General features: G+C 47.2%; 21 protein-coding genes. 12 read left to right on the forward strand and 9 right to left on the reverse strand.

Annotated elements, in window-relative coordinates:
• Positions 1-20: 20 nt before the first annotated feature.
• On the forward strand, positions 21-1,172 hold the full coding sequence (locus tag AAHB90_RS19035) for a TlpA disulfide reductase family protein (RefSeq protein ID WP_342086786.1): 1,152 nt from the start codon (positions 21-23) through the stop codon (positions 1,170-1,172).
• A 147-nt stretch (positions 1,173-1,319) separates the two neighbouring features.
• Here the strand turns inward: AAHB90_RS19035 and AAHB90_RS19040 are convergent, their stop codons facing one another.
• Positions 1,320-2,195: an NAD-dependent dehydratase gene (locus AAHB90_RS19040; RefSeq protein ID WP_342086787.1), complete on the reverse strand. Its 876-nt coding sequence runs from the start codon at positions 2,193-2,195 to the stop codon at positions 1,320-1,322.
• A 16-nt stretch (positions 2,196-2,211) separates the two neighbouring features.
• Here AAHB90_RS19040 and AAHB90_RS19045 point away from each other — a divergent pair, with 16 nt between their 5' ends.
• Together AAHB90_RS19045 and AAHB90_RS19050 are read left to right on the forward strand one after the other, a co-directional pair.
• Positions 2,212-3,222 carry a gliding motility protein GldB-related protein gene (locus AAHB90_RS19045; protein WP_342086788.1) on the forward strand — a complete coding sequence of 337 codons (1,011 nt, stop codon included), beginning with the start codon at positions 2,212-2,214 and terminating at the stop codon, positions 3,220-3,222.
• Between the two features lie 46 nt (positions 3,223-3,268).
• A complete protein-coding gene (locus tag AAHB90_RS19050) occupies positions 3,269-4,354 on the forward strand; it encodes a complex I subunit 1/NuoH family protein (protein WP_342086789.1) in 1,086 nt (361 codons plus the stop codon).
• On the opposite strand, the gene AAHB90_RS19055 is transcribed toward AAHB90_RS19050, so the two are convergent.
• The 3 genes from AAHB90_RS19055 to AAHB90_RS19065 are packed head-to-tail and all read right to left on the reverse strand — an operon-like array spanning position 4,355 to position 6,748.
• Positions 4,355-4,807: a DUF3299 domain-containing protein gene (locus AAHB90_RS19055; protein WP_106595729.1), complete on the reverse strand. Its 453-nt coding sequence runs from the start codon at positions 4,805-4,807 to the stop codon at positions 4,355-4,357.
• Positions 4,808-4,866: 59 nt separating this feature from the next.
• Positions 4,867-6,111, reverse strand: coding sequence for an ABC transporter permease (locus tag AAHB90_RS19060; protein ID WP_342086790.1), 1,245 nt, complete (start codon positions 6,109-6,111; stop codon positions 4,867-4,869).
• 10 nt (positions 6,112-6,121) lie between these two features.
• Positions 6,122-6,748, reverse strand: coding sequence for an ABC transporter ATP-binding protein (locus AAHB90_RS19065; RefSeq protein WP_342086791.1), 627 nt, complete (start codon positions 6,746-6,748; stop codon positions 6,122-6,124).
• Positions 6,749-6,966: 218 nt separating this feature from the next.
• Here AAHB90_RS19065 and AAHB90_RS19070 point away from each other — a divergent pair, with 218 nt between their 5' ends.
• The 4 genes from AAHB90_RS19070 to AAHB90_RS19085 are packed head-to-tail and all read left to right on the forward strand — an operon-like array spanning position 6,967 to position 10,122.
• A complete protein-coding gene (locus AAHB90_RS19070; protein WP_342086792.1) occupies positions 6,967-7,929 on the forward strand; it encodes a hypothetical protein in 963 nt (320 codons plus the stop codon).
• A 13-nt stretch (positions 7,930-7,942) separates the two neighbouring features.
• The gene (gene porG, locus AAHB90_RS19075; RefSeq protein ID WP_342086793.1) at positions 7,943-8,656 is read left to right on the forward strand and encodes a type IX secretion system protein PorG; all 714 of its coding nucleotides are present in this window, start codon (positions 7,943-7,945) and stop codon (positions 8,654-8,656) included.
• 3 nt (positions 8,657-8,659) lie between these two features.
• Positions 8,660-9,202, forward strand: coding sequence for a DUF2911 domain-containing protein (locus AAHB90_RS19080; protein ID WP_342086794.1), 543 nt, complete (start codon positions 8,660-8,662; stop codon positions 9,200-9,202).
• Between the two features lie 26 nt (positions 9,203-9,228).
• Complete coding sequence (locus tag AAHB90_RS19085) at positions 9,229-10,122, forward strand: trypsin-like peptidase domain-containing protein (protein WP_342086795.1); 894 nt, start codon at positions 9,229-9,231, stop codon at positions 10,120-10,122.
• An 8-nt stretch (positions 10,123-10,130) separates the two neighbouring features.
• Here the strand turns inward: AAHB90_RS19085 and AAHB90_RS19090 are convergent, their stop codons facing one another.
• The gene (locus tag AAHB90_RS19090; RefSeq protein WP_342086796.1) at positions 10,131-10,826 is read right to left on the reverse strand and encodes a YjjG family noncanonical pyrimidine nucleotidase; all 696 of its coding nucleotides are present in this window, start codon (positions 10,824-10,826) and stop codon (positions 10,131-10,133) included.
• A gap of 383 nt (positions 10,827-11,209) precedes the next feature.
• Between AAHB90_RS19090 and AAHB90_RS19095 the strand changes: the two genes are divergently transcribed.
• The 4 genes from AAHB90_RS19095 to AAHB90_RS19110 all read left to right on the forward strand — a co-directional run bounded on the left by AAHB90_RS19095 (position 11,210) and on the right by AAHB90_RS19110 (position 15,634).
• Positions 11,210-11,809, forward strand: a complete 600-nt coding sequence (locus tag AAHB90_RS19095; RefSeq protein WP_015813074.1) for an RNA polymerase sigma factor — start codon at positions 11,210-11,212, stop codon at positions 11,807-11,809.
• A gap of 387 nt (positions 11,810-12,196) precedes the next feature.
• Positions 12,197-12,859 (forward strand): endonuclease III, encoded by a 663-nt coding sequence (gene nth / locus AAHB90_RS19100; RefSeq protein ID WP_342086797.1) that lies wholly within the window; start codon positions 12,197-12,199, stop codon positions 12,857-12,859.
• Positions 12,860-12,930: 71 nt separating this feature from the next.
• Positions 12,931-13,788, forward strand: a complete 858-nt coding sequence (locus AAHB90_RS19105) for an FKBP-type peptidyl-prolyl cis-trans isomerase (RefSeq protein WP_342086798.1) — start codon at positions 12,931-12,933, stop codon at positions 13,786-13,788.
• 829 nt (positions 13,789-14,617) lie between these two features.
• Complete coding sequence (locus tag AAHB90_RS19110; protein WP_342086799.1) at positions 14,618-15,634, forward strand: hypothetical protein; 1,017 nt, start codon at positions 14,618-14,620, stop codon at positions 15,632-15,634.
• 111 nt (positions 15,635-15,745) lie between these two features.
• On the opposite strand, the gene AAHB90_RS19115 is transcribed toward AAHB90_RS19110, so the two are convergent.
• Genes AAHB90_RS19115 through AAHB90_RS19130 form a run of 4 tightly spaced genes read right to left on the reverse strand, consistent with a single transcriptional unit; the run spans position 15,746 to position 20,464 of the window.
• Entirely contained in the window at positions 15,746-16,879 is a 1,134-nt protein-coding gene (locus AAHB90_RS19115; protein WP_446717915.1) for an aminotransferase class I/II-fold pyridoxal phosphate-dependent enzyme, read from the reverse strand.
• A 12-nt stretch (positions 16,880-16,891) separates the two neighbouring features.
• Positions 16,892-17,482 (reverse strand): acetyltransferase, encoded by a 591-nt coding sequence (locus AAHB90_RS19120; protein WP_342086801.1) that lies wholly within the window; start codon positions 17,480-17,482, stop codon positions 16,892-16,894.
• Positions 17,476-18,045 carry a sugar transferase gene (locus AAHB90_RS19125; protein WP_342086802.1) on the reverse strand — a complete coding sequence of 190 codons (570 nt, stop codon included), beginning with the start codon at positions 18,043-18,045 and terminating at the stop codon, positions 17,476-17,478. Before AAHB90_RS19125 ends, AAHB90_RS19120 begins: the two co-directional genes overlap by 7 nt.
• A gap of 4 nt (positions 18,046-18,049) precedes the next feature.
• Positions 18,050-20,464, reverse strand: coding sequence for an alpha-ketoacid dehydrogenase subunit alpha/beta (locus AAHB90_RS19130; protein ID WP_342086803.1), 2,415 nt, complete (start codon positions 20,462-20,464; stop codon positions 18,050-18,052).
• Between the two features lie 207 nt (positions 20,465-20,671).
• Here AAHB90_RS19130 and AAHB90_RS19135 point away from each other — a divergent pair, with 207 nt between their 5' ends.
• Positions 20,672-21,070, forward strand: a complete 399-nt coding sequence (locus AAHB90_RS19135; RefSeq protein WP_291035973.1) for a DUF1573 domain-containing protein — start codon at positions 20,672-20,674, stop codon at positions 21,068-21,070.
• Positions 21,071-21,096: the final 26 nt, after the last annotated feature.

Below are 21,096 nucleotides of genomic sequence, written 5' to 3' on the forward strand. Positions count from 1 at the left end.
ACAATCAGTTACAGAAGATCATGAAGGAATTTATCAAACAGAGTGCATTGGTTTTGGGCGGCGCGTTGCTGAGCCTCCAGGTCATGGCGCAGATCGAACCGAAGGGCTTTACCGTGAACGGAAAGGTTAAGAATGGTTCCAAAGGCGAAAAAGTCATTCTGTCGCAATCCACAGCAGCCGGATCTTCCGTTAAACTCGATTCCGCACAACTTGGCGCCGACGGCAGTTTTACATTGAAAGGTGTCGACAAAGACCGTGGCAGCTTTTTTACCATTAATATCGCCGACCGGCAGAAGTTTCCCCTACTCGTGGAAGGTGGCGAAACATTCGTTGTCACAGCCGACGGCACAACACGCGACGATAAAGGCAATGGCGGAAAAGTGTCCGTCACCGGTTCCAAAAACATGGAATATTATGCCAAAGTCGACCAATTGATGCAGTCTTTTTCCGCCAAGGTGACCGGCTGGAACGAGCAATACGCGGCAGCAGAAGAGAAAAAGGATACCAAAAAAATCCAGGAGATACAGCAGGCTTACCAAGCCGCAGAGAAAGAAAGGATAACTGCATTGCGCCAGATGATCCCTGAAATGGGCACATCGCTCATCGCACTTTTCGCAGCCAACAATTTCCTGACGCCCGAAAACGACCTGGACGTTCTGAAAAAGCTCGCCGATGATTATTCCAAAGTTGAACCCGTGCCTACGCTTGCGAAAGGTTTCATTGGTTCCGTTAAAAGAATGGCCGGGCTTGCCGTGGGTGAGCAGGCACCCGATTTCACACTCAACAGCCCGGAAGGCAAGCAAATCGCATTGTCGTCATTGCGGGGCAAATATGTGCTGATTGACTTCTGGGCCTCGTGGTGCGGACCTTGCCGGATGGAGAACCCGAATGTCGTGCGCATGTACGGCAAGTTCAAGGACAAGGGTTTCGATATCTTCGGCGTGTCGCTGGACGATAATGAAAAAGCCTGGAAAACAGCCATCGAGCGCGATAAGCTGAGCTGGTTACATGGGTCGGAATTGAAGAAATGGAATTCCGGCGTAGCGCAGACTTACGGCGTCAATGCGATACCTGCTACGTTCCTGCTCGATAAAGAAGGAAAGATCATTGCAAAAAACCTCCGCGGCGCGGCGCTTGAAAACAAGTTGACCGAGTTGCTAGGGGCTCAGTAATACACTTTTTGGTTTATAAATAATAAAATCCGCAGAGTTGATCCTGCGGATTTTTTGCTTTTAGACGGTATAGAAGTCGATAGTTTATGAGTTTATAGAAATACTCGTTGACTTTAAACTCTGGACTCATTATAGACTCTGAACTCATTACACATCTTCCAGCTGATAGTGGAATTGCAGCGGATCGGGATATCTGAATTCGTAGCGATAGTATTTCGAAAATTTATCGCCCGAAATCAGTTTAAAAGGCAGCCGCTGCTCTGGAATGCAGAACGTAGGTGCTTCCCATCCGAACTGCGCGCAGGAATCAACGTAAACCTCGCTGCGTGTCGGATGAAATGGCGCAGTGATGTTGAAGGTTTCGTTTAGAATGCCTTGCTGGATCATGGCTTGAATGATACCCACGGCATCGTCGAGGTGAATGTAGTTCACGGGAATATCTCCGGTTGCCATGTCCTTCTGACCTTTTACATACTTGCCGGGAATACGGTTATAACCCAGCAGGCCGCTCAATCTCAGGATAGTGACCATTCTCTCTGGCCGTAACGCGGCTATTGCATTCTCCGCCTCAACCATTTCGGGCTGGGCCGAATGCTCGGGCAGTTGTACATCGCGCTCAACCGCTGTTTGGCTCAAATCCCGGTAAACGCCCGTTGAACTAACAAATACGACTTCGCCGGCCGGAGACTTCCGGATCGCCTCCGCTACCATCCGCATTTGCGCTGCGTAGTTTCCAGGCACATTCTGCGACATGCGTGGCGGAACGGATATTACGATTATGTCGGAATCGAAAAAAGAGCCCGAAATGCTCGCATCCAGACCCGCTTCCGGGTTTAAGGGCAGCAGGTAACCATCGATCCCGACGCCGGCGAATTGATCGAGCTTATGCTCCGACGTCGTGCTGCCTTTTACCTGCGATGTAATACCGTTGCCCAGTAACCGTTTAGCTAACGGAAACCCAAGCCAACCGCAACCCAGGATGCTTATGCGTTTTTTTTCTACTTTTGAAACTTGTTCCGACATATATTCTCTCCGCCAAATGGTTTATTTCAGGTCCTTATTATGCATTCTGTTTGTAGTTTTCCTCCAATTTTCGTGTAAAACCGACCAGCGCAAAGAAGCCGATACCAGCAATATCCGGTTCGAACTCGTTTCCAGGAATCTCGACGAGGAGCTGTTCTCCTGCAAATCGGCCGAAGATGTACAAAAGTTCCTCGATGGCCACCCCTACCTCGCGAAAGCCTATTTCACCGATTCGCCGGTAGAGCCCTCCAAACTGGCCGCGCATTTGTTCTCGATCATTCAAAACGCAGATTTACAGGCATTCAGGGCGCAGCTGGATTCTATTATAGGCGACCGCAAAACGCGTATCCTCAACCCGCTTACCGATGCATTTAAACAAATTAAATACCATTATCCCCAATTCAGAATCCCGGAAGTCGATTTTATCGTAACGGGCTTCACCGGCAACGACCTTTACATTTCCGATTCGCTGATCGTCATCGGCCTGGATTACTTCGGCGGTCCGGCTGCGCGTTACCGGCCTAACGTATATGACTATCAGCTCCGCCGCTATCAGAAAGAGTACATCGTGCCGTCGATCGTGTTCTTCGAATCCAACCAGTTTAATATCATGAACTCCGGCGACCAGACATTACTTTCGGATATGATCGGCTACGGCAAAGGGTACGAGTTTGTGAAACAGATAATGCCACAAACAGCCGATAGTCTCATTATCGGCTATTCTGACGAAGACCTCAGAAAAACCTACAACAGCCAGACGGACATCTGGGCATACTTCATTTCCAGCAAGTTATTGTATGAAAAAAGCGAACTAAAAAAGCGTAAATTCATCGACGACCGTCCATTTACGACCGAAATCGGAAACAAAGTGCCTGGCGCTATCGGCCGGTGGGTCGGCTGGCGGATCGTGAGCAGGTTTCTGACTGAAAACCCGGATATCACGCTTCCCCAATTGATGCAAATCGATAATGCCGGTCGAATTTTGCAGGAATCGGGATATAAGGGACAGACGGACGAAGATGAGTAAGTTTTTTACTTACTTTTGCGTCAAACCATTGTTCCGATAGCTTTTAATGCCTTTTACGCTCATCATTTTCCTCCTGCTCGTCCCCGGTTTTGTCGTAATCGGTGTGTACCTGGAACGAAAGGTTTCGGCCTTCATTCAGGACCGTCTGGGACCCATGGAGGTAGGAAAATGGGGATTATTGCAGCTGTTTGCGGACTTACTCAAGCTATTGCAAAAAGAGGACATTGTTCCAAAAGCTGCCGACCGGCGACTGTTCCTGATCGCCCCTTTTATCATTTTTATATCAGTTTTCGCAGGATTTGCGGTCGTACCGCTCGCGCCGGAACTAGCTGGTTCGGGAGCTGCTGTGGGCGTTTTCTTCCTCCTTACCATTGTATCTGTCGATGTGATCGGCCTGTTGATGGCCGGTTGGGGTTCCAATAATAAGTTTGCATTATATGGCGCCATGCGTGCTGTGGCACAGATCGTGTCCTACGAAATACCGCTGGGCCTTTCGATATTATGTGTGATCATGCTCACCCAAACGCTCGATTTGCAGGTTATCAGCTATCAGCAAGGCATTTTTGCCCCGGAAACGACCTACCTTTTCGGCATGCGCGAATTGGGAATCGATGTGACGGGCGTAGGAGGTTTTCTTTCCTGGAATATCGTACGCAATCCTTTTCTATTGATCGCCTACGTCGTTTTCTTCATCGCATCGCTCGCCGAATGCAACCGTGCACCATTTGACCTTCCCGAAGGCGAATCGGAGCTGGTGGCAGGTTTCCATACCGAATATTCCGGAATGCGCTGGGCATTGTTCATGCTGTCGGAATATGGTATGATGCTGCTCGTGTCGCTGCTGGGCGCTATCCTTTTCCTGGGAAGCTGGAATACGCCGCTGCCCAATATCGGGCCTGTAAAGCTTGCCGACTGGACAAGTGGTGAACCCGGAACGTGGTTTGGCTATGTTACCGGTATTTTCTGGCTGCTGTCGAAAGCCTTATTCGGTATCCTCATTCAAATGTGGGCGCGCTGGACGCTCCCCCGCCTGCGTGTAGATCAGCTCATGTACCTGGGCTGGAAGGTGCTTACGCCTGTGGGACTCGTATTATTCTTTATTTCAGGAGTTTGGCGCCTGATCGGCGTCTGATCATTTCACGATTTCCGCGCCATCCAGAATGTAGTTCATCTGGTAAATATCATCGGCATTGAGTTTCAATGTGCCCGTAAAAGTGAGGCGCTCATCAGTTTTGAACTTCTTCCCGTCCTTTTTCTTAAAATTCAGGGTCATTACCGTTTCCGGACCGGCGCCGCCGCAGAAGAAACATGCGCTGAACGGGAATGCCGACAATACGTACAAATTCGCTTCCAAATCAACCGGCAAAATGTAACCGGTAATCGAAACCTGTTGGTTTTTCAGCTTCTGTACGCTTGGCCCGAATGTGGGGTGCAGCATGTAAATCGACTCTTCGGCATACCATTTCTTTTTGAAAGTAACGTCCCGCAAGGTTTCCCAGGTCAGCTTTACCGGTTCCACTGCCGGTTTAAAAGCAAACAATGAGACAATGCAGAAGAACAATATGCTGATTTTGACAGATTTCATCAGTATTCCTATTTTGTATTACAATGATTTGTACCGGTTTAACAAATTTACACACATTATTATTCCTCCGCCAGCGTCCGCGAGATATTCAGCCGGTAAATACCCAGCGAGGGTAATGCCGCCGCCACCACGCCGATCGCGAGCGCACCGAAAAACAGGTAAATTTCTTCCGGTAACAGTGCGAATTTGCCCAGCGAATAGTGAAAGTCCTGTTCTGCCGATTTAGAAAACACCCACAAACCGACACGGCTGGCAACGATACCCGCAAAAAAACCGATAACCGCCAGCGATAGGCCCTCGATCAGCAGCATCAGAAACAGCCTCGTACGCGTCGCGCCCATGGAAAGCATCAGCGCCATCTCGTATTTCCTGTCTTTCAATGAGTTATAAAGAGAGATAAAAACACTGACACCTGCTATGGAAATGATAATCAAAGCCAGGGTGCGCAATGTTTCTATCCCGACACCCAACAGCGAAAACAACCGATTGATTTCAATACTGGGTAATGCGGCCTGCATGGAAGTATTTTCATTGATCTGACGCGGGATCGTCATTAGTCCCATCGGGTTACGAAACTGGATCAATGCGCTGGTCACGTCCTTTCCTTCTTCGTCGGGCTCGGGATCTACGTGCTTTTGATTTTCGCTATGTGCAACTTCGGCGGCCATAGGTACTTTTTTTTCATCCGAATGCTCATGAATGTCCCATACGCTCGAAAGCCGCGTCACAATAAGTTGGTCGATCACCGTCCCGCTTGGCTGGAATATCCCTGTGACCTTGTATTTCTTATCCTCATGCTTCTCTCCCTCCGAATCCAGTCCATGCGACCCGGAAAATTGATCGCCGACTTTCAATTTCGAATTCCGAGCAACCTTGCTGCCGATCGTCACTTCCATGGAAGCATTATATAAATGCCCCTCGGCCAGTTTTGCATTGAAGTGCTCGACGTATTTAGGCGTTGTGCCAAGAATGCGGAATCCCTGGTAATTGTCGCCCATCGATAGCGGGATCACCGTTTTCACAAAAGGGTTTTTGCGTAACGCATTCACCTCGGCCAACGGGATATTGCCGGTAGGCGCGTCGATCTGGTAAATACTCGAAAGGATCACCTGCAAAGGGCTCCCTTTGGCGCCTACTACCATGTCGATGCCTTTCAGATTACGTTTAAACTGCTCGTCAAGCTGTTTGTTCAGGAGCAAAAGCAGGGAGATCATGCCTATACCGAGGGTCAATAGCAATGCGCTCAAAAAGCTGTTGAGCTTTTTCTCCCTGAGATTGGCAATACTGATCTTGAATAGGTTCATTGGGATTATTTTACAGAAAAACCTGGTTCGAAAACTCGTCTTTAAGGCGCTGATCGTGTGTCACCACCACCAGGCTGGCACCGATTTGTGCAGATTGTTTTTTCAAAAGCCCGATCACCCGTTGGCAGTTATCGTCGTCGAGGTTAGACGTGGGCTCGTCGGCCAGGATAATATTGGGGTTATTCATCAATGACCGCGCAATGCTCACCCGCTGCTGCTCTCCCTGGCTTAGCTGGTTCGTTTTTTTAGATAAATGATCCGCGAAACCCAGTTGTTCGGCCAGATGGCGGGCTTTCTGACGGTCTTCTTTGCGATCGGCCAGGTAGTTGGACAGCAAAATATTATCCATCACAGAAAGCGAGCTCACAAAATGCGGGCGCTGATAAATAATGCCGATATTTTGGGCACGGGTGGTCGTAATTTCCTGCGGTGTGAGATTTCTGACTGATTTCCCGGCTATCACGATGTCCCCCGATTCAGGCGTCAGCAACAATGCCAGCAAATGCAGTAATGTGGTTTTGCCCTTGCCCGACTGACCGAGGATAAGCAGAGTTTCTTTATCGTTGCAATGGATATCGGGGAAGCTGAATTTTTTCTGAGCGGAATAAGAAAACCGTAGCTGGTTACTCGAAATCATTTTCTGTGGCGCTATTTGAGTACACAATGATAAGGAAGATTTGCCGCGTTTCTAAAAAATCATATCCACACAAATAAAACATTGTTAAAATCGTTGAAATGGTGTTGCATCCTGAAGAAAACCAACAACTATTCTATTTTTGCAAAAAAATTGATCTGAAAATGCGTAGAAATTTCGACTTAAGAAGAGTATCCGGAGCGTTGGCTTTAACCCTGATCTTGGGGCTATTACTGTCTGGCAAAGACGTAAAAGCACAGAGCAGAGGTTTCTTCGTCCCCTATTCTACGGCAGGTTTTGGTATCGGTACTTCCAGCTATTACGGCGACCTTGCACCGTATCGGCGTCCGCTGGCCTCTACCTTCAAAATGGTCCGCTGGAGTGTTGGCGGAAATTACACACGCCACTTCACGCCACGCCTGGCCGCACGTGCCAGTTTCATTTATGCACGGATCGCCGGTGACGATTACATTATGAACCGCGATTCGAAACATGATGCGAGTGTTTTTTATGCCCGAAACCTGCATTTCCGCAATGACCTTAAAGAATTCTCCGTTCAGGGTATTTATAAACTGACACCTGACAACCGGAGCTACGACCGCCGCCCACAACTGGGCTGGTACCTCTTCGCTGGCGTCGCGCTTACCGCACATAACCCCAAAGCACTCGATTCATTGAAAGGCGACTGGGTAAAATTGCAGCCATTGGGCACCGAGGGGCAAGGTAATGAAGGTTATGCCAAGCCTTATTCGCTGGTTCAGTTTGCAATTCCAGTCGGTATTGGTGTCCGGTATAAAATCAATTCCAAATTCGATATTTCGGCGGAACTGGGCTACCGTAAAACATTTACCGACTATCTCGACGATGCGCATGGCGCTTACGCCGACCCCGCGCTTTTCGCGGATGATCCATTGGCGGCACATATGGCAAACCGTACCGCCGAGCAATTTGCGGTGCGCAAGGGTGTAGACAGGACGGAAGGCGTCGGAAAATTTTTGAATGTCAACTATCCGGGTGTATTACCAGACGGGGCCAACCCGCTGCAAGTTTTGCCTACCACGGGATTTGGCGCGCCGGGCACCGAGCGTGGCAATAGCCCTACTCAAAAGGATGCTTACCTGTTTGGTATGATCAGCATTCACTATATGCTGCCTTCTCAGATCAAATGTCCGCCACTGAAATAATTGACTAACCCCATTGAAGTACATTTTCAAACATTTGAATAACCGGCCCTCGCGGCTGAAATACTTGTCGGCTACGTTGCTGACAGGTATTTGTTTTTTTCTGACGGTCGCACAAGTGCGCGCGCAGAAGATCGAGTTTGGTGCTGGCGTGGGAGGTTTTAACTACCGGGGGGATATTTCGCCCACTTTTCGTTTCCGGTTCTTCAAACCTGGCGGAAGTCTTTTTTTCCGATTTAATCCAAACCAGGCTTTGTCGCTTCGAGCCGAAGTTGCGGGAGGAATCATCGGGGCCGACGACAAACATAGTGACGATCCTTTCCAGCAAGCCAGGAACATGTCGTTTCGAACTACGATATTCGAGGGAAGTGCCGTCGCGGAATATAACTTCCTGAATTTCCAGGAACGCCGGTTTGCAGTCAATTGGAGCCCTTATGTATTTGGCGGCCTGGGCTTTAACAAATTTAACCCCAATATCCAGACGGGCTCGTACAAAACTTCAGGCCTTGTGCTGCCATATGGCGTCGGCATCAAATACCAGATCCGCCGACCATGGAACATCGGGCTGGAATACGGCACCCGTAAAACTTTTACAGATTACATGGACAACCTCGGAGGCGATCCAACATCAACGGACAAGCTCCAACAGGGCGACCCTTCTGTAAAAGACACCTATTTTTATGTGCGTCTTTCTGTGAGTTATACCTTCTACAAAATCTTCTGTCCCTGATTTATGAAAAGAATTCTACTGATTGTCTTTGCCTTGATTATAGTTGCATTAGCAGGATTTTGGGGAGTTAGAAAATATACCAAATCGTTCAGTCCCGAGGCAGTCGCGGAAACCAGTCAGAATGGAGTTAAGCTCAAAATCTCCTACGGGCAACCCAGTAAAAAAGGCCGGTTGATTTTCGGCAGGGAACAAGACAACGCATTGCTGCCGTACGGAAAAGTGTGGCGCACCGGTGCCAACGAGGCAACTCTGATCGAAGTGGAAGAAGATGTGATCATGGGGGGTAAACCAGTGAAGGCCGGTACCTATTCGCTTTTTTCCGTGCCGGGACAAAGCAACTGGAAAATCATTCTTAACTCCGAAACCGGGCAATGGGGTACAGAGTACAACGACGGCAAGAATATCATGAATGTAGAAGTGCCGATCCGGATCCGTCCGTCGGTCCAGGAAACTTTCCACATCTATTTTGAAGAAACCCCCAATGGTGTCAACATGGTCCTAAGCTGGGACCAGACGGAGGCACTCGTTCCCTTTACCCACCCTTAGTTCGACGTGGCTGCGGCCAGTTTTTTATGTTTGTTGATGCTATTGAAAAAATAGATCAGTTTACCCGTCCGGTTCACTTTATCGTCCGTTATTACGCAGGGAGCGACATTGTTCCCGGTACGGCTACATTGTTTTTTGTAAATGAAGACGGTTTCGCCGTTACGTGCAGGCATGTGGCCAGGCAAATCCTCTATGCCAACAGCATTTACGAAAACTACCTGAAATTCAAAGGGGAGCTTCGCAAATTCGAGAAGGATCCAGGCCTTGCCACACAGCGAAACCTGCTGGAAACAAAGTACAAGATCTCACCGGACAGTCCGATCCGCATACTTTTTAACTTCATCCATTGCGTATCGGCCTACAAAGGGCTCACAATACACCTGCATCCTACACAGGATCTGGCGATTGTACAGTTCCGCAATTATGAATCGAAGCAATACCAGTCCCACGCCCAATTCCTGAAAGATTCCCGGTTGGTGAAGCAAGGCCGCTATCTGTGCAGGCTGGGCTATCCATTTCCCGAATTCACCAATTACCGGTACAACAAGCATACGGGAGACATCGAATGGACGACCGAAGGGAAGATCAAAACGCCCAGTTTCCCGATCGACGGCATCATTACCCGGCATATCGGAGACAACAGCGAGGTGGTGGGAATCGAAATGAGTACACCGGGGCTACGTGGCCAGAGCGGCGGCCCGCTCTTTGACCAGAACGGCATTATTTACGGAATGCAGAGCTCTACGCGCCATTTGCATCTCGGATTTGACCAGGTCAACCGCGAGGTAACCATCGACGGGCACCGCAAGAAGGTTTCCAACTACCCTTTCCTGAATGTCGGGCAATGCGTGCATGTGGACGTGATCAAGCAGTTTTTAAAGGAAAAGAACATCCGGTACTACGAATCCGATCCTTCCTGACCGCCGCTTCACAACACAAGCATTAGCTCTTCCAATCTTCTAATATCATAGGTAGGGGTCTCGTCGAACTGCAACCCGGCCGGATTAAGGTAGGCGGTATCTATTCCGACCTGTTTTGCGCCCAGAATATCCGCAACCCAGTTGTCACCGACCATCAGGCTTTCTTCCGCGGAAGTTTGCGCCAATTCCAAAGCAAACTCAAAAATCCGGCGATCAGGCTTTTTGGCGCTGGCGGTTTCAAATGTCACGACGTGATCGAAAAAGTGGCCGATTTCCGAGCTGGCGATCTTTCTCGCTTGTATCTCATTAAATCCGTTGGTGATAATGTGCATTCCATAACCCGCCGCGGACACATAATTCAGCAAATCGAGCGCACCGTCCAGCAAGTGCTTTTTGGTTGGCAGTGAGGTAAGGTATAGCTCCCCGATTTCCGTATGCTCGGGTGGGCATTCGGCTCCCAATTCTTCAAAAACCATTTTAAAACGGTTCTCACGTATATAGCTATGGTGCAGCTGTCCTCTGTCGAATGCGTCCCATAATGCAGTATTGATTTTAAGGAAAGAGTACACAAATGCCTCTAATGATGGTATCCCGTAGCGGGTAAGCTTGTGATGGTGGAAAATCTCTTCCAGAGATTCGGACGAATTTCTTTCAAAATCCCATAGTGTATGATCCAAATCGAAGAAGATATGCTTATATTTCATATCTGGTAAAAATTCAATTTTTATAAGAAAAGTGAAATTACGGTGGGTAATCGAAAAAAGTAGTGGTCGGCACACTAAAATCGATCTAACTCGACACGCACATCGTAAGTTATTCATTAAATACTATTATTTATTCTAATATGTCTACACCCAGACACCAACGAACATAACGCATCTAAAACATGCACAACTTGTTAACATCTGTTAACGGGAAATAATTTTTCTGCAAAAAGAAAGTCAAACATTTGCAAATTATTTTTCAAATCCATTTCTTTGATTCGTATAATTCGAAATGCCGAAAAGTCACATCTAATTTTTCACCAAACCAGAAAGGAGAAACAATATCGACGAACTGCTCTACGTTAACTAAATCGAATAGTAAAATGGAGAAAGTCCAGGTTAGCGACAGTGAGTTGGTAACATTGTATATCCGGGGCAATGAGAAGGCTTTTGAAAAGCTCGTTCAACGCCACAAATCGAGAATATACACCACTATTTATTTGATTGTCAAGGACCAATATGTAGCCGAAGATCTATTACAGGATACATTTATTAAAGCTGTTGACACGATTAAAGGTGGGAGATATAACGACGAAGGGAAGTTCCTCCCATGGATTATACGAATCGCACACAACCTCGCCATTGATTATTTCAGACGCGATAAACGCTACCCCAATGTAGTGTTCGAAGATGGTAGCAGTGTTTTCAACACGCTGGATTTTTCGGAGGATTCCGTTGAGTCGATCCAGATTCGTCAGGAAACACATGAGCAGCTGCGGGAAATGATCCAGCGGTTGCCCGACGTGCAGAAGCAGGTTCTGATCATGCGCCACTATGAGGACATGAGCTTTCAGGAAATTGCGGATGCCACGGGTGTGAGTATTAATACGGCATTGGGGAGAATGCGTTACGCGTTGATAAACCTGCGTAAGCAATTTAACCAACGTGCCCCACAGTATGACAAAAACCTTTACCTACGATGATGTTGTAAGGTATTTATATGCCGAAACAACTGAGAATGAAAATGAACAGATTGTTGAGGCACTCGCACTTGACGATAACTTGATGAACTTTTATCTCGACTCTCTGGAAATCCAGAGTCAGATGAACAGGATCACACGGACTCCTTCCGAGAAAGTGATTTCAGAAGTTTTCAGATATTCGCGACAATTCTCTTCTAAAAGACCTGCTGCACTCCTTTACTAGGGCGAGTTTGGCAGGTTTTTTGTTTCCAGCTATCGATCCGGTGGCTGGAAGTTGTCATTACTTTTTAGATTTGAGCCGGTAGTTAGGCCGTCGGTTCTCCGACAGCCGGACGGCCAAGATTTCTGTGTCGGATACTCAACCCCTCGCAGGACCATGATTATATTATGTTAAAAAAAGAACGTTATAAACATTTCCTGGATTATTTCACCCAGAATTTCCCGGAACCGGAAACCGAGCTGCATTACTCCAACCCGTATGAGCTGCTGGTGGCCGTTATCTTGTCGGCGCAATGTACCGACAAGCGGGTGAACATCGTCACGCCCAAGCTTTTTGAGCGCTTCCCGGATCCCGAGTCACTCGCTGCTTCCAATGCGGAAGAGGTTTTTACCTATATCAGATCCATTTCCTACCCCAACAACAAGGCAAAACACCTGGTAGGCATGGCACGCATGCTGGTTGAGCAGTTCCACTCGGAAGTACCGTCGACTGTTGAGGAATTGCAAAAAATGCCCGGCGTTGGGCGCAAAACCGCTAATGTAATCGCTTCGGTGATTTTCAGTATGCCGGCAATGGCTGTCGACACGCACGTTTTCAGGGTATCCCGCCGACTTGGCCTGGTCCCACTTACCGCGAAGACGCCACTAGCAGTCGAACGCGAACTGGTGGCCCATATTCCCAAACATTTAATTCACAAAGCCCATCATTGGCTGATCCTGCACGGGCGCTACGTGTGTACCGCGCGTAACCCCCAATGCTTCCAATGCCCGCTGTCGCCATTTTGTAAATACTTCGAAAAAAATGTAAAAATCGACGTTTTTCACTCGTGATTACAACCAATTCCCATTCCTCAGCGTCTACCCTGAAACTAAAACAGTCCCCATTAATTACTTAAAAAGAAATGAAGCGTATTAATCTGGTATGGTGTATACTACTGGCAATGGTGATCGGCTTGTCGTCTTGTATGAAAGATGTGTCGAGCAGGGATGAAGAAAAGATCGCTGAAAACGAAGCTGCTATCCAGGCTGCTTTACGGGCCGATAGCCTAGGCTCAAAAGCTGTGAGAGACTCTACCGGCTTTTATTATATCATTAAAACTCCGAAGCCGGCTGGCCTCAAAGCACAAATTGGCGACGCTGCTACCATCAAATACACGGGCTATCTTCTGAATGGAACCAAGGTAATCTCCTCGACGGTCGATACTAAGACCGAGTTCTCGTTCCCGGTCGGAGGTTATCAGTATTGGGGAGGTATCGAAATAGGGATTTTCCGGATGCGGACAGGTGAAACAGCGACGTTCTACCTTCCATTCTACCTTGCTTCGGGCGCAGTCGACAGGGTTAATATCCCGGGCTATTCCCCGATCCGTCTGGAAGTCGAATTCCTTAAGACGCGTACGGAAGTTCAGCAAATTGACGATTTTATTGCTAAAAAGGGCTATACTGTATCGGAGAGAACCAGCGATAACCTGGTGATTGTTAGAGCGAACACGGTCGCTGGCGACACGATCGGCGCAGGCAAGTCCGTCAACGTTAAATATATCGGCAGAACGCTAGACGACACCAAGTTTGATGAGCACACTAGTAGCTTTATCACAGGTAGCCCCAACACTATCCGTGGCTTTGACCGCGCGATCAGAAAAATGAAAAAGGGAGAAAAAGCGATTATCATTTTTCCTTCTGCGCTGGGCTATGGCAAAAACGGTAACAACTCGATACTTCCTTACTCTCCGCTCCAATTTGAAGTCGAAATTCAATAGTAAGTTTCTTTCGTCAAAAAAAGATCGCATTTCACGCGGCGGTCTTTTTTTCCAACTTATTTAACTGCAAAAATATTTTGAGAGCTTGCCGTGATCATGCCGGCTCAATGGGAAGTCACTTTAGGAAATTACCAAGTGCATCTTAAATTGTAGCGGCGAACCGTCCAAAGTAGCAAATTTTGTGGTTCGCATGCCAAGCAGCTGATGGGAAATTAATCATAGTCCGCTGCACATTTTTGCCGAGCAATTCGAGGTTTTTGACAAATCGGCACCGGGATTGGGTCTATGACGTAGTCACTATCACGGCCTGAAAATTTTAAGCAGACCGGCTTCAATAATTGGGCTGCCTTCTCTGAGAGATTACGCCGACTCTTGCTATACGCTGTGCTGTGAACCAACTCCGTAAACAGTTTGGAATGTCGGGAGCGAAGTTTCCCAATAGCCAATTCTCGGAATCTATCGATAAGGACTCAGCCAAGCAAGGCAAAGTAGTATTCCATATGCGACATTTTGGCTTGCTTGGGTAGAATTTGAAATTGCCTTAGACGTCCATTTAGTCTCAGAAAACCAATTAGGCAATCGCCAGACATTTGCAAAAATTGGTCCTAAGATTGTGCATTTGTTAATACGGTCTAATACCCTTATTAGTTTACTGAAATTCAGAAAAATGCACAATCTTTTCTCTCTAAACCTCAACCACACAATGGGCAATATTTGTAGCATAATTTCGTATCTGAACGAATACATATGCGCAACTTGTAGAAATAACTTGTGGCACGGTTAAATATTGTATACTTTTGGATACAAAACTTCTAAACAAGCAAATTCTATGAAAAGACTATTTTTAAGCATTCTTACGTTATCCGCGTTATCGTGCGAAAATCCGTCGCTAATTAACACAACAACTTCCCCGGAGCAGCAAGAGCGAAATGAAAATACTTTAAAGGTCATCAACGGTGCGTTCGCATTTGAAACAATAGATGATTTTGAAGCAACCGCTAAAAGATTAGGAAATATGAGCAATAAGGAATATGCCAATTGGCAAAAAACCTATCATATTAAAACTCTATATTCAGCGTATCTAGCACTCTCACCCAACGTCTCATTACAAGAACAGTCAAAGAAACTCCCCAAACTCATTTTCTTCAACGAAAAAACAAATTCTTATGAACTGAATAGTGTTAATTCTAACTATGCAAAAATCACAAACGACAAAGGGGTTGTTATCATTAATAACACGAGTTATCAGTTTTCAGCAAAAGAAATAAAGTGTATCAAAGGATCTGACCAAACAGCCATAAATACATTATTAACCTCTCCAAAAGAAGATTACTTGGCTAATAATATCAAATTTTCCACAGTTGAGGAAGGTTTTAAACCGCGTAACAGCGCCAAAATGGGTCCGTGGGAAAAGGAGCAAAAAGGCAATGGAATCTACGATATGCCTGGTTGGGACGGTGCCTACTACGTAAAATCCAAATTGAGATGTCGGTATTACTGGATACCCAACCCTAACCCGATTTTTCCCGGTTTGGATATAGGCAAAATGGCAATTGAAATTGAAGGCAATTATTATAGGGAAAGAGGTATCTTATCAGATCAACAACAGCAACCACAGCAGTATAGTGTAACGTGGGCATTCGAACTTTCCGACAGATTGAATTTTGGAACCTATTTCCCTTACACAGGAAATTATACTGAAAGTGGAATACAAAGTTTCTCACGTGTACTTTTTGATGGCTACCCCTGCGATGTACGGAATCTCAACATTCCAGTAACTGCTATGGATTTCAATAAAAATGGGGCTAGTGTTACTTCTACCACAACGTTTGTAGTTACTAACTAAAACATCAAGCCGCCATAAGTACGGCTGTATTTTCAAAAATGTGATACTTGCTCTGAATTAAATTTCAGAATAAGTATCACATTTAATAGTGCACCAGATAAGTCACAGATCTTATTGTAATGAGTGGTCAACAATATTGTCAGCAATATATTTTAGGTTATGCTTGCATAAATCACTACCGGAAGGCAGGCATATTCCCTGTTCAAACAGCATTTGAGATGTATTTCCGCCGAAGTACATCTGTCCGATAAATATTGATTGTAAATGCATAGGTTTCCAAACTGATCTTGATTCAATGCCTTTATTATTTAATGTGTTGATTGCATTCATTGCGAAGATATGTTTAAGTGGCGAGTTGTTAGTTAACATTGTTGATAACCATCTATTAGAAATGACTTCGCTTTGCTCTATTTGAAAACTCACTCCTGGCATCACTTTCAAGTGCTGTGAATAAAAATGAAAATTAGCCCGCCGCTGCGCAACTCTCTCATCTATCACTTCCAACTGTCCGCGCCCAATGCCGGCGCACACATTGCTCATCCGGTAGTTGTACCCCACCTCATGGTGCTCATAATGAGATGCTGGCTCGCGCGCCTGCTTGGCTAAGAACCTTGCTCTCTCTATATACTTTTCGTTTGCAGACAGCAGCGCTCCGCCTCCGGATGTGGTAATGATCTTATTCCCATTAAAAGACAAAATTCCAATATCGCCGAACGTCCCTACTTTCCGGCCGCGATATTCCGAGCCCAGCGCCTCTGCAGCGTCCTCAATCAAAGGGATTTCATGTTTTCGGCACAAATACAAAATCTCATCCAGCATCGCCGGCATTCCGTACAAATGCACGACTATCACCGCCTTTGGCTTTCGCCCAATGTTTAAATAATACAGGATTGCATCTTCCAGCGCATTGGGACACATATTCCACGTTACCGGCTCGCTATCAATGAAAACCGGCGTAGCGCCCACGTACATAACCGGATTCACGGTCGCTACAAAGGTCAGCGACTGACATAGAACAATATCGCCCTGCTGAATACCTAATGCGAGCAATGCCAGATGTATCGCCGCCGTACCCGATGACACCGCCAATGCATGTCTACTGCCGGTATAGCGGCACAACTCTTCCTCAAAAGCATCGATATTCGGACCGGCAGGTGCTATCCAGTTGCTGTCAAAGGCTTCCTGAATGTATTTCATTTCACGTCCGCTCATGTGCGGAGGCGAGAGGTAGATTTTGTACGACATAGTGTGTTAGTGTCAATGAATGATCCTGGCAGGATTTCCCGCCACTTTCGCATAATCCGGAATGTCGCGGACCACCACGGATCCGGCACCGATCACGCATTCCTTTCCGATCTTTACGCCTGGCAGTACTACGCTTCCCGCACCCACGAGCGCGCATTCGCCTACGCGCACGCCCCCGCATAGCGTAGCGCCAGGGCCTATGTGTGTAAAGTTTTCAAGAATGCATTCGTGATCGACTGTCGCTGCCGTATTGATGATTACATGATCGCCAATGCAGCATTCGGCCTGGACAACCGCATGATGGACAATGACAACGCCTTCGCCGATTCGTACCGAACGATCGACAATCACCGTGGGGTGAATTGCAACCCCGAATGCGTGGACAATCTTCTCGGCCACTCTGCGACGATCAAGATTGTTTCCGATCGCGATGATCAGTTCTTCGCCGGGCATTAACTCGGGATCATAGCAACAGGCAACCTTCATATCCAGCGAGTTTATAGTTTGCCAATTGTCGTCAAATACTCCGTTAACCTGCTTTCCGCATGCCGAAAGAATGCTGCGTACCACTTTTGCATGACCACCCGCACCGAATATCAGCATACCTTGTTTCCTTTAAATGGTAATGCTTCTCCTGCGGTGTGGCGGAACGATAATATTTTAACTAGCGTCGCAAAAATGATCCGAAGATCGAGCGCCAGCGAAACGTTATCGACATAATGTAGGTCGTATTCAAATTTTTTCTCCCAGCTCAGCTGATTTCTCCCGTTGACCTGCGCCAGGCCCGTCATACCCGGCTTTGTCGCGTGCCGTAAGCGCTGTTCCGTATTGTAAAGGGGCAGGTATTCCGGCAACAACGGGCGTGGCCCGACGATACTCATATCACCCACCAGCACATTCCAGAATTGTGGCAATTCGTCGACCGATGATCGTCTGAGCGATCGACCAAGCCAGGAGATTGTGTGCTTATTAACGTGCATTGTCCTGAATTTCAGGATCATAAAAAGCCTGCCATTCATTCCGGGCCTGACTTGCAGGAAGAATGGGTTAGCTTTAAAATGCAACCACAAAACAGGAGGCAGCACAACAAAAAACGGCAATGAGGTCATCAACCCCATTGCCGCCAGTAAAATGTCTAAGATTCTTTTTCCTTTTGAACGATACATTGTGTCATGCGTTAAACAGCTCCGGATATTTATCTGGGGCTGCTTCTCGCATGATGTTGTAAACAGTTTCGAAAATGTCGTCCATGTTAGGTTTTGAGAAATAATCGCCATCCGACCCGTAAGGTGGGCGGTGATCTTTCGCTGCAATGGTTACCGGCGCCGAATCGAGCCAGCGGTAAGCCTGCTGCTTTTCCAAAACCTGCTGCATCATAAAACCCGATGCGCTTCCGGGTAAATCCTCATCTGCGAAAATAACCCGGTTCGTCTTTTTAATGGACTCCACTATCCGGTTGTCCACATCGAACGGCAGCAAAGTCTGCACGTCGATGACTTCAACCTCAATGCCTGAATGCTGCAATTGAGAAGCGGCCTCCATTACTATACGACACATTGAGCCATAAGTAACAATTGTGAGGTCACTTCCTTCCCTTAAAATTTCAGGTTGACCCAAAGGAATGCAGTATTCGCCCACATTATCAGGCAAAATTTCCTTCTGACGATAGGAATTCAGCGGTTCTACGATCAATGCAGGATCGTCGCCTTTGATCAATGTATTGTAGAAACCGGCTGCCTGAGTGAAATTGCGGGGAACGATCACGTGCAAGCCGCGCAAGCTACTGAGCATCGTACCCATGGGTGAACCCGAATGCCAAATGCCTTCCAGGCGATGCCCGCGTGTACGGATGATCAGCGGAGCCCGCTGCCCACCGGCTGTTCGATACCGGAGCGACGCCAGGTCGTCGGTAAGCGTGGCCAGTGCATAATAGATATAGTCGAAATACTGGATCTCCACGATCGGCCGTAAACCGCGCATGGCCATTCCTATTCCTTGTCCAACGATCGTCGTTTCGCGGATACCGGTGTCGGTAATACGAACCTCGCCGTATTTCTCCTGTAAGCCGGCGAAACCCTGGTTCACGTCACCGATAAAGCCAATGTCTTCGCCTAATGCGACCACACGCGGATCCTTTTCAAAAAGCGCATCGAAGTAGGTGCGTATCACCTCGCGGCCGTCGACCACAGAGCTATTATCCGAATATACGGGATTGACACGCTCTACGAGCATTGGCGAGTAAGGTGTTTCACTATAAAGGTGCGAATTGAAACGCTCCTGGTTAGCCTTCAAATTGGCCTGCAAAAACTGTTGCAAGGTATATTTCTGCGGATTGTCTTCTTTTCCGATAACCCTCAAAACCTTCCGCACAGCACCGACCATATCTCTGCGAACCGGCAAATAGGTCTTCTGCAATTCGAGGATTACATTGTTTATTTCTGTTGAAAAAGCACTTGCGCCGGCTACTGCCTGCAAAAGCTGGATCGTTTCATGGTATTCAGCGTCCAGCTCTCTGCGGAAAGCCTGCCAGGCCGCATTACGCTCATTGAGGGCTTTTTCTTTCGCTTCCCTTTCTATCCCTTCAAGCTCTTCATCGGTCGCATACCCGTTTTTCAAGATCCAGTCGCGGAAATGCACATTGCAATCGTGCTCACGTTCCCAAAGCAACCGCTGCTTCGACTTATAGCGCTCATGCGAGCCCGACGTTGAATGTCCCTGAGGCTGAGTCAGTTCAGTAACGTGTACCAGAACCGGCACATGTTTTTCGCGGCTAATTTTCGCAGCCCGCTGATAAGTCTCAACCAATGCAGGATAATCCCAACCATGCACGGTCATGATTTCAATGCCGTCACCGTCCTCATTGCGCTGCAATCCTGCCAAAGCCTTTGAAATACTACCTTTGGTGGTTTGATATTCGATAGGAACAGAAATCCCATAGCCATCGTCCCACACGGAGACAATCATCGGCACCTGTAACACGCCGGCAGCGTTCATCGCCTCCCAAAACATCCCCTGAGAGGTGGAAGCATCACCAATTGTGGCAAATACAACTTCATTTCCTTCTCGGGAAAACGTCGTCATATCTTGCAGGCTGTTGTTTTCGCGGTATAATTTGGAAGCGTATCCGAGCCCTAGCGCGCGCGGGATCTGCCCCGCGGTAGAAGAAATATCACAAACGGAATTGTACAATTTAGTCTGATCATACCATTCACCATTTTCGTCCACCCAGCGTGTCGAAAAATGGCCGTTCATCGACCGGCCGCCAGTATTAGGTTCGTGTTCGAGATCGGCGTGGGCATACATTTGGGCAAAAAATTGCTGCCAGGTAAGATTCCCGACAGCCGCTTCGATGGTCTGATCCCGATAATATCCCGAGCGAAAATCCCCCGGTTGAAAAACTTTGGAAAGTGCAATCTGTGCTACTTCTTTACCATCTCCAAAAATCCCGAATTTAGAACGACCACCCATTGTATCCTTCCTCCCCAGCAAACTTACCTGACGACTTTCGCATGCCAAGCGGTAATCATCGATAATATCCTCCTTACTCAAAACACTGGAACCGGTCAAACTATCATTTTGAAGCATAAGCAAAAATCACGGGTTTTAATCCGTAAGTTAAATTACGTTTTTTTGAATGCAAGCCAAAATTATGCAGGAAAATAATAACCCCGGCATCCGAACGCCTGGTTTTAGGCCATTGTTAATATTGGTTAATGATTATTATATTTAACTTTTTAAGCGTTAATCTTGTTTAACCGTAAGTTTTTCACCACTTAAAGTATAGTTACAACTATGAAAGTATTCTTTTCAGCGCTGGTTCTAATCCTCGGGCTGACCACCGTAAGTTTTGCACAGAAAGGTGTTCTGAAATTTAAAGAAGAAACACACAAATTCGGTAAAGTACCACAAGGCACTCCTGTAACACACGAATTTGTATTCACCAACACTGGTACCGATCCCGTGATCCTTTCCAATGTAACCGTTTCATGCGGATGTACTACCCCCGTGTGGTCGAAGGATCCTGTGCTTCCAGGTAAGACCGGTTCGGTAAAAGCTACTTTCAATGCTGCTGCGGCAGGTCCTTTCAACAAGCCTGTAACCGTTTTCAGCAATACCGAAGGCGGGTCTATTACGCTTTATCTGAATGGAGAAGTGGTTCCAAAGGCAGCTGCCAAACCATCTTCGAAATAAGCATTTCTCGCAAGTATTGCAGTGGC

Source organism: Dyadobacter sp. OTU695, from assembly GCF_038440355.1.
In the GTDB taxonomy this organism is placed as follows: Bacteria; Bacteroidota; Bacteroidia; order Cytophagales; family Spirosomataceae; genus Dyadobacter.

What these genes read in the sequence shown, in the direction of transcription:
- AAHB90_RS19035 (WP_342086786.1), top strand. Translation starts at nt 21, where the DNA reads ATGAAGGAATTTATCAAACAGAGTGCATTGGTTTTGGGCGGCGCGTTG.
- AAHB90_RS19040 (WP_342086787.1), bottom strand. Translation starts at nt 2,195, where the DNA reads ATGTCGGAACAAGTTTCAAAAGTAGAAAAAAAACGCATAAGCATCCTG.
- AAHB90_RS19045 (WP_342086788.1), top strand. Translation starts at nt 2,212, where the DNA reads ATGGTTTATTTCAGGTCCTTATTATGCATTCTGTTTGTAGTTTTCCTC.
- AAHB90_RS19050 (WP_342086789.1), top strand. Translation starts at nt 3,269, where the DNA reads ATGCCTTTTACGCTCATCATTTTCCTCCTGCTCGTCCCCGGTTTTGTC.
- AAHB90_RS19055 (WP_106595729.1), bottom strand. Translation starts at nt 4,807, where the DNA reads ATGAAATCTGTCAAAATCAGCATATTGTTCTTCTGCATTGTCTCATTG.
- AAHB90_RS19060 (WP_342086790.1), bottom strand. Translation starts at nt 6,111, where the DNA reads ATGAACCTATTCAAGATCAGTATTGCCAATCTCAGGGAGAAAAAGCTC.
- AAHB90_RS19065 (WP_342086791.1), bottom strand. Translation starts at nt 6,748, where the DNA reads ATGATTTCGAGTAACCAGCTACGGTTTTCTTATTCCGCTCAGAAAAAA.
- AAHB90_RS19080 (WP_342086794.1), top strand. Translation starts at nt 8,660, where the DNA reads ATGAAAAGAATTCTACTGATTGTCTTTGCCTTGATTATAGTTGCATTA.
- AAHB90_RS19085 (WP_342086795.1), top strand. Translation starts at nt 9,229, where the DNA reads ATGTTTGTTGATGCTATTGAAAAAATAGATCAGTTTACCCGTCCGGTT.
- AAHB90_RS19090 (WP_342086796.1), bottom strand. Translation starts at nt 10,826, where the DNA reads ATGAAATATAAGCATATCTTCTTCGATTTGGATCATACACTATGGGAT.
- AAHB90_RS19095 (WP_015813074.1), top strand. Translation starts at nt 11,210, where the DNA reads ATGGAGAAAGTCCAGGTTAGCGACAGTGAGTTGGTAACATTGTATATC.
- nth (WP_342086797.1), top strand. Translation starts at nt 12,197, where the DNA reads ATGTTAAAAAAAGAACGTTATAAACATTTCCTGGATTATTTCACCCAG.
- AAHB90_RS19105 (WP_342086798.1), top strand. Translation starts at nt 12,931, where the DNA reads ATGAAGCGTATTAATCTGGTATGGTGTATACTACTGGCAATGGTGATC.
- AAHB90_RS19110 (WP_342086799.1), top strand. Translation starts at nt 14,618, where the DNA reads ATGAAAAGACTATTTTTAAGCATTCTTACGTTATCCGCGTTATCGTGC.
- AAHB90_RS19115 (WP_446717915.1), bottom strand. Translation starts at nt 16,879, where the DNA reads ATGTCGTACAAAATCTACCTCTCGCCTCCGCACATGAGCGGACGTGAA.
- AAHB90_RS19120 (WP_342086801.1), bottom strand. Translation starts at nt 17,482, where the DNA reads ATGCTGATATTCGGTGCGGGTGGTCATGCAAAAGTGGTACGCAGCATT.
- AAHB90_RS19125 (WP_342086802.1), bottom strand. Translation starts at nt 18,045, where the DNA reads ATGTATCGTTCAAAAGGAAAAAGAATCTTAGACATTTTACTGGCGGCA.
- AAHB90_RS19130 (WP_342086803.1), bottom strand. Translation starts at nt 20,464, where the DNA reads ATGCTTCAAAATGATAGTTTGACCGGTTCCAGTGTTTTGAGTAAGGAG.
- AAHB90_RS19135 (WP_291035973.1), top strand. Translation starts at nt 20,672, where the DNA reads ATGAAAGTATTCTTTTCAGCGCTGGTTCTAATCCTCGGGCTGACCACC.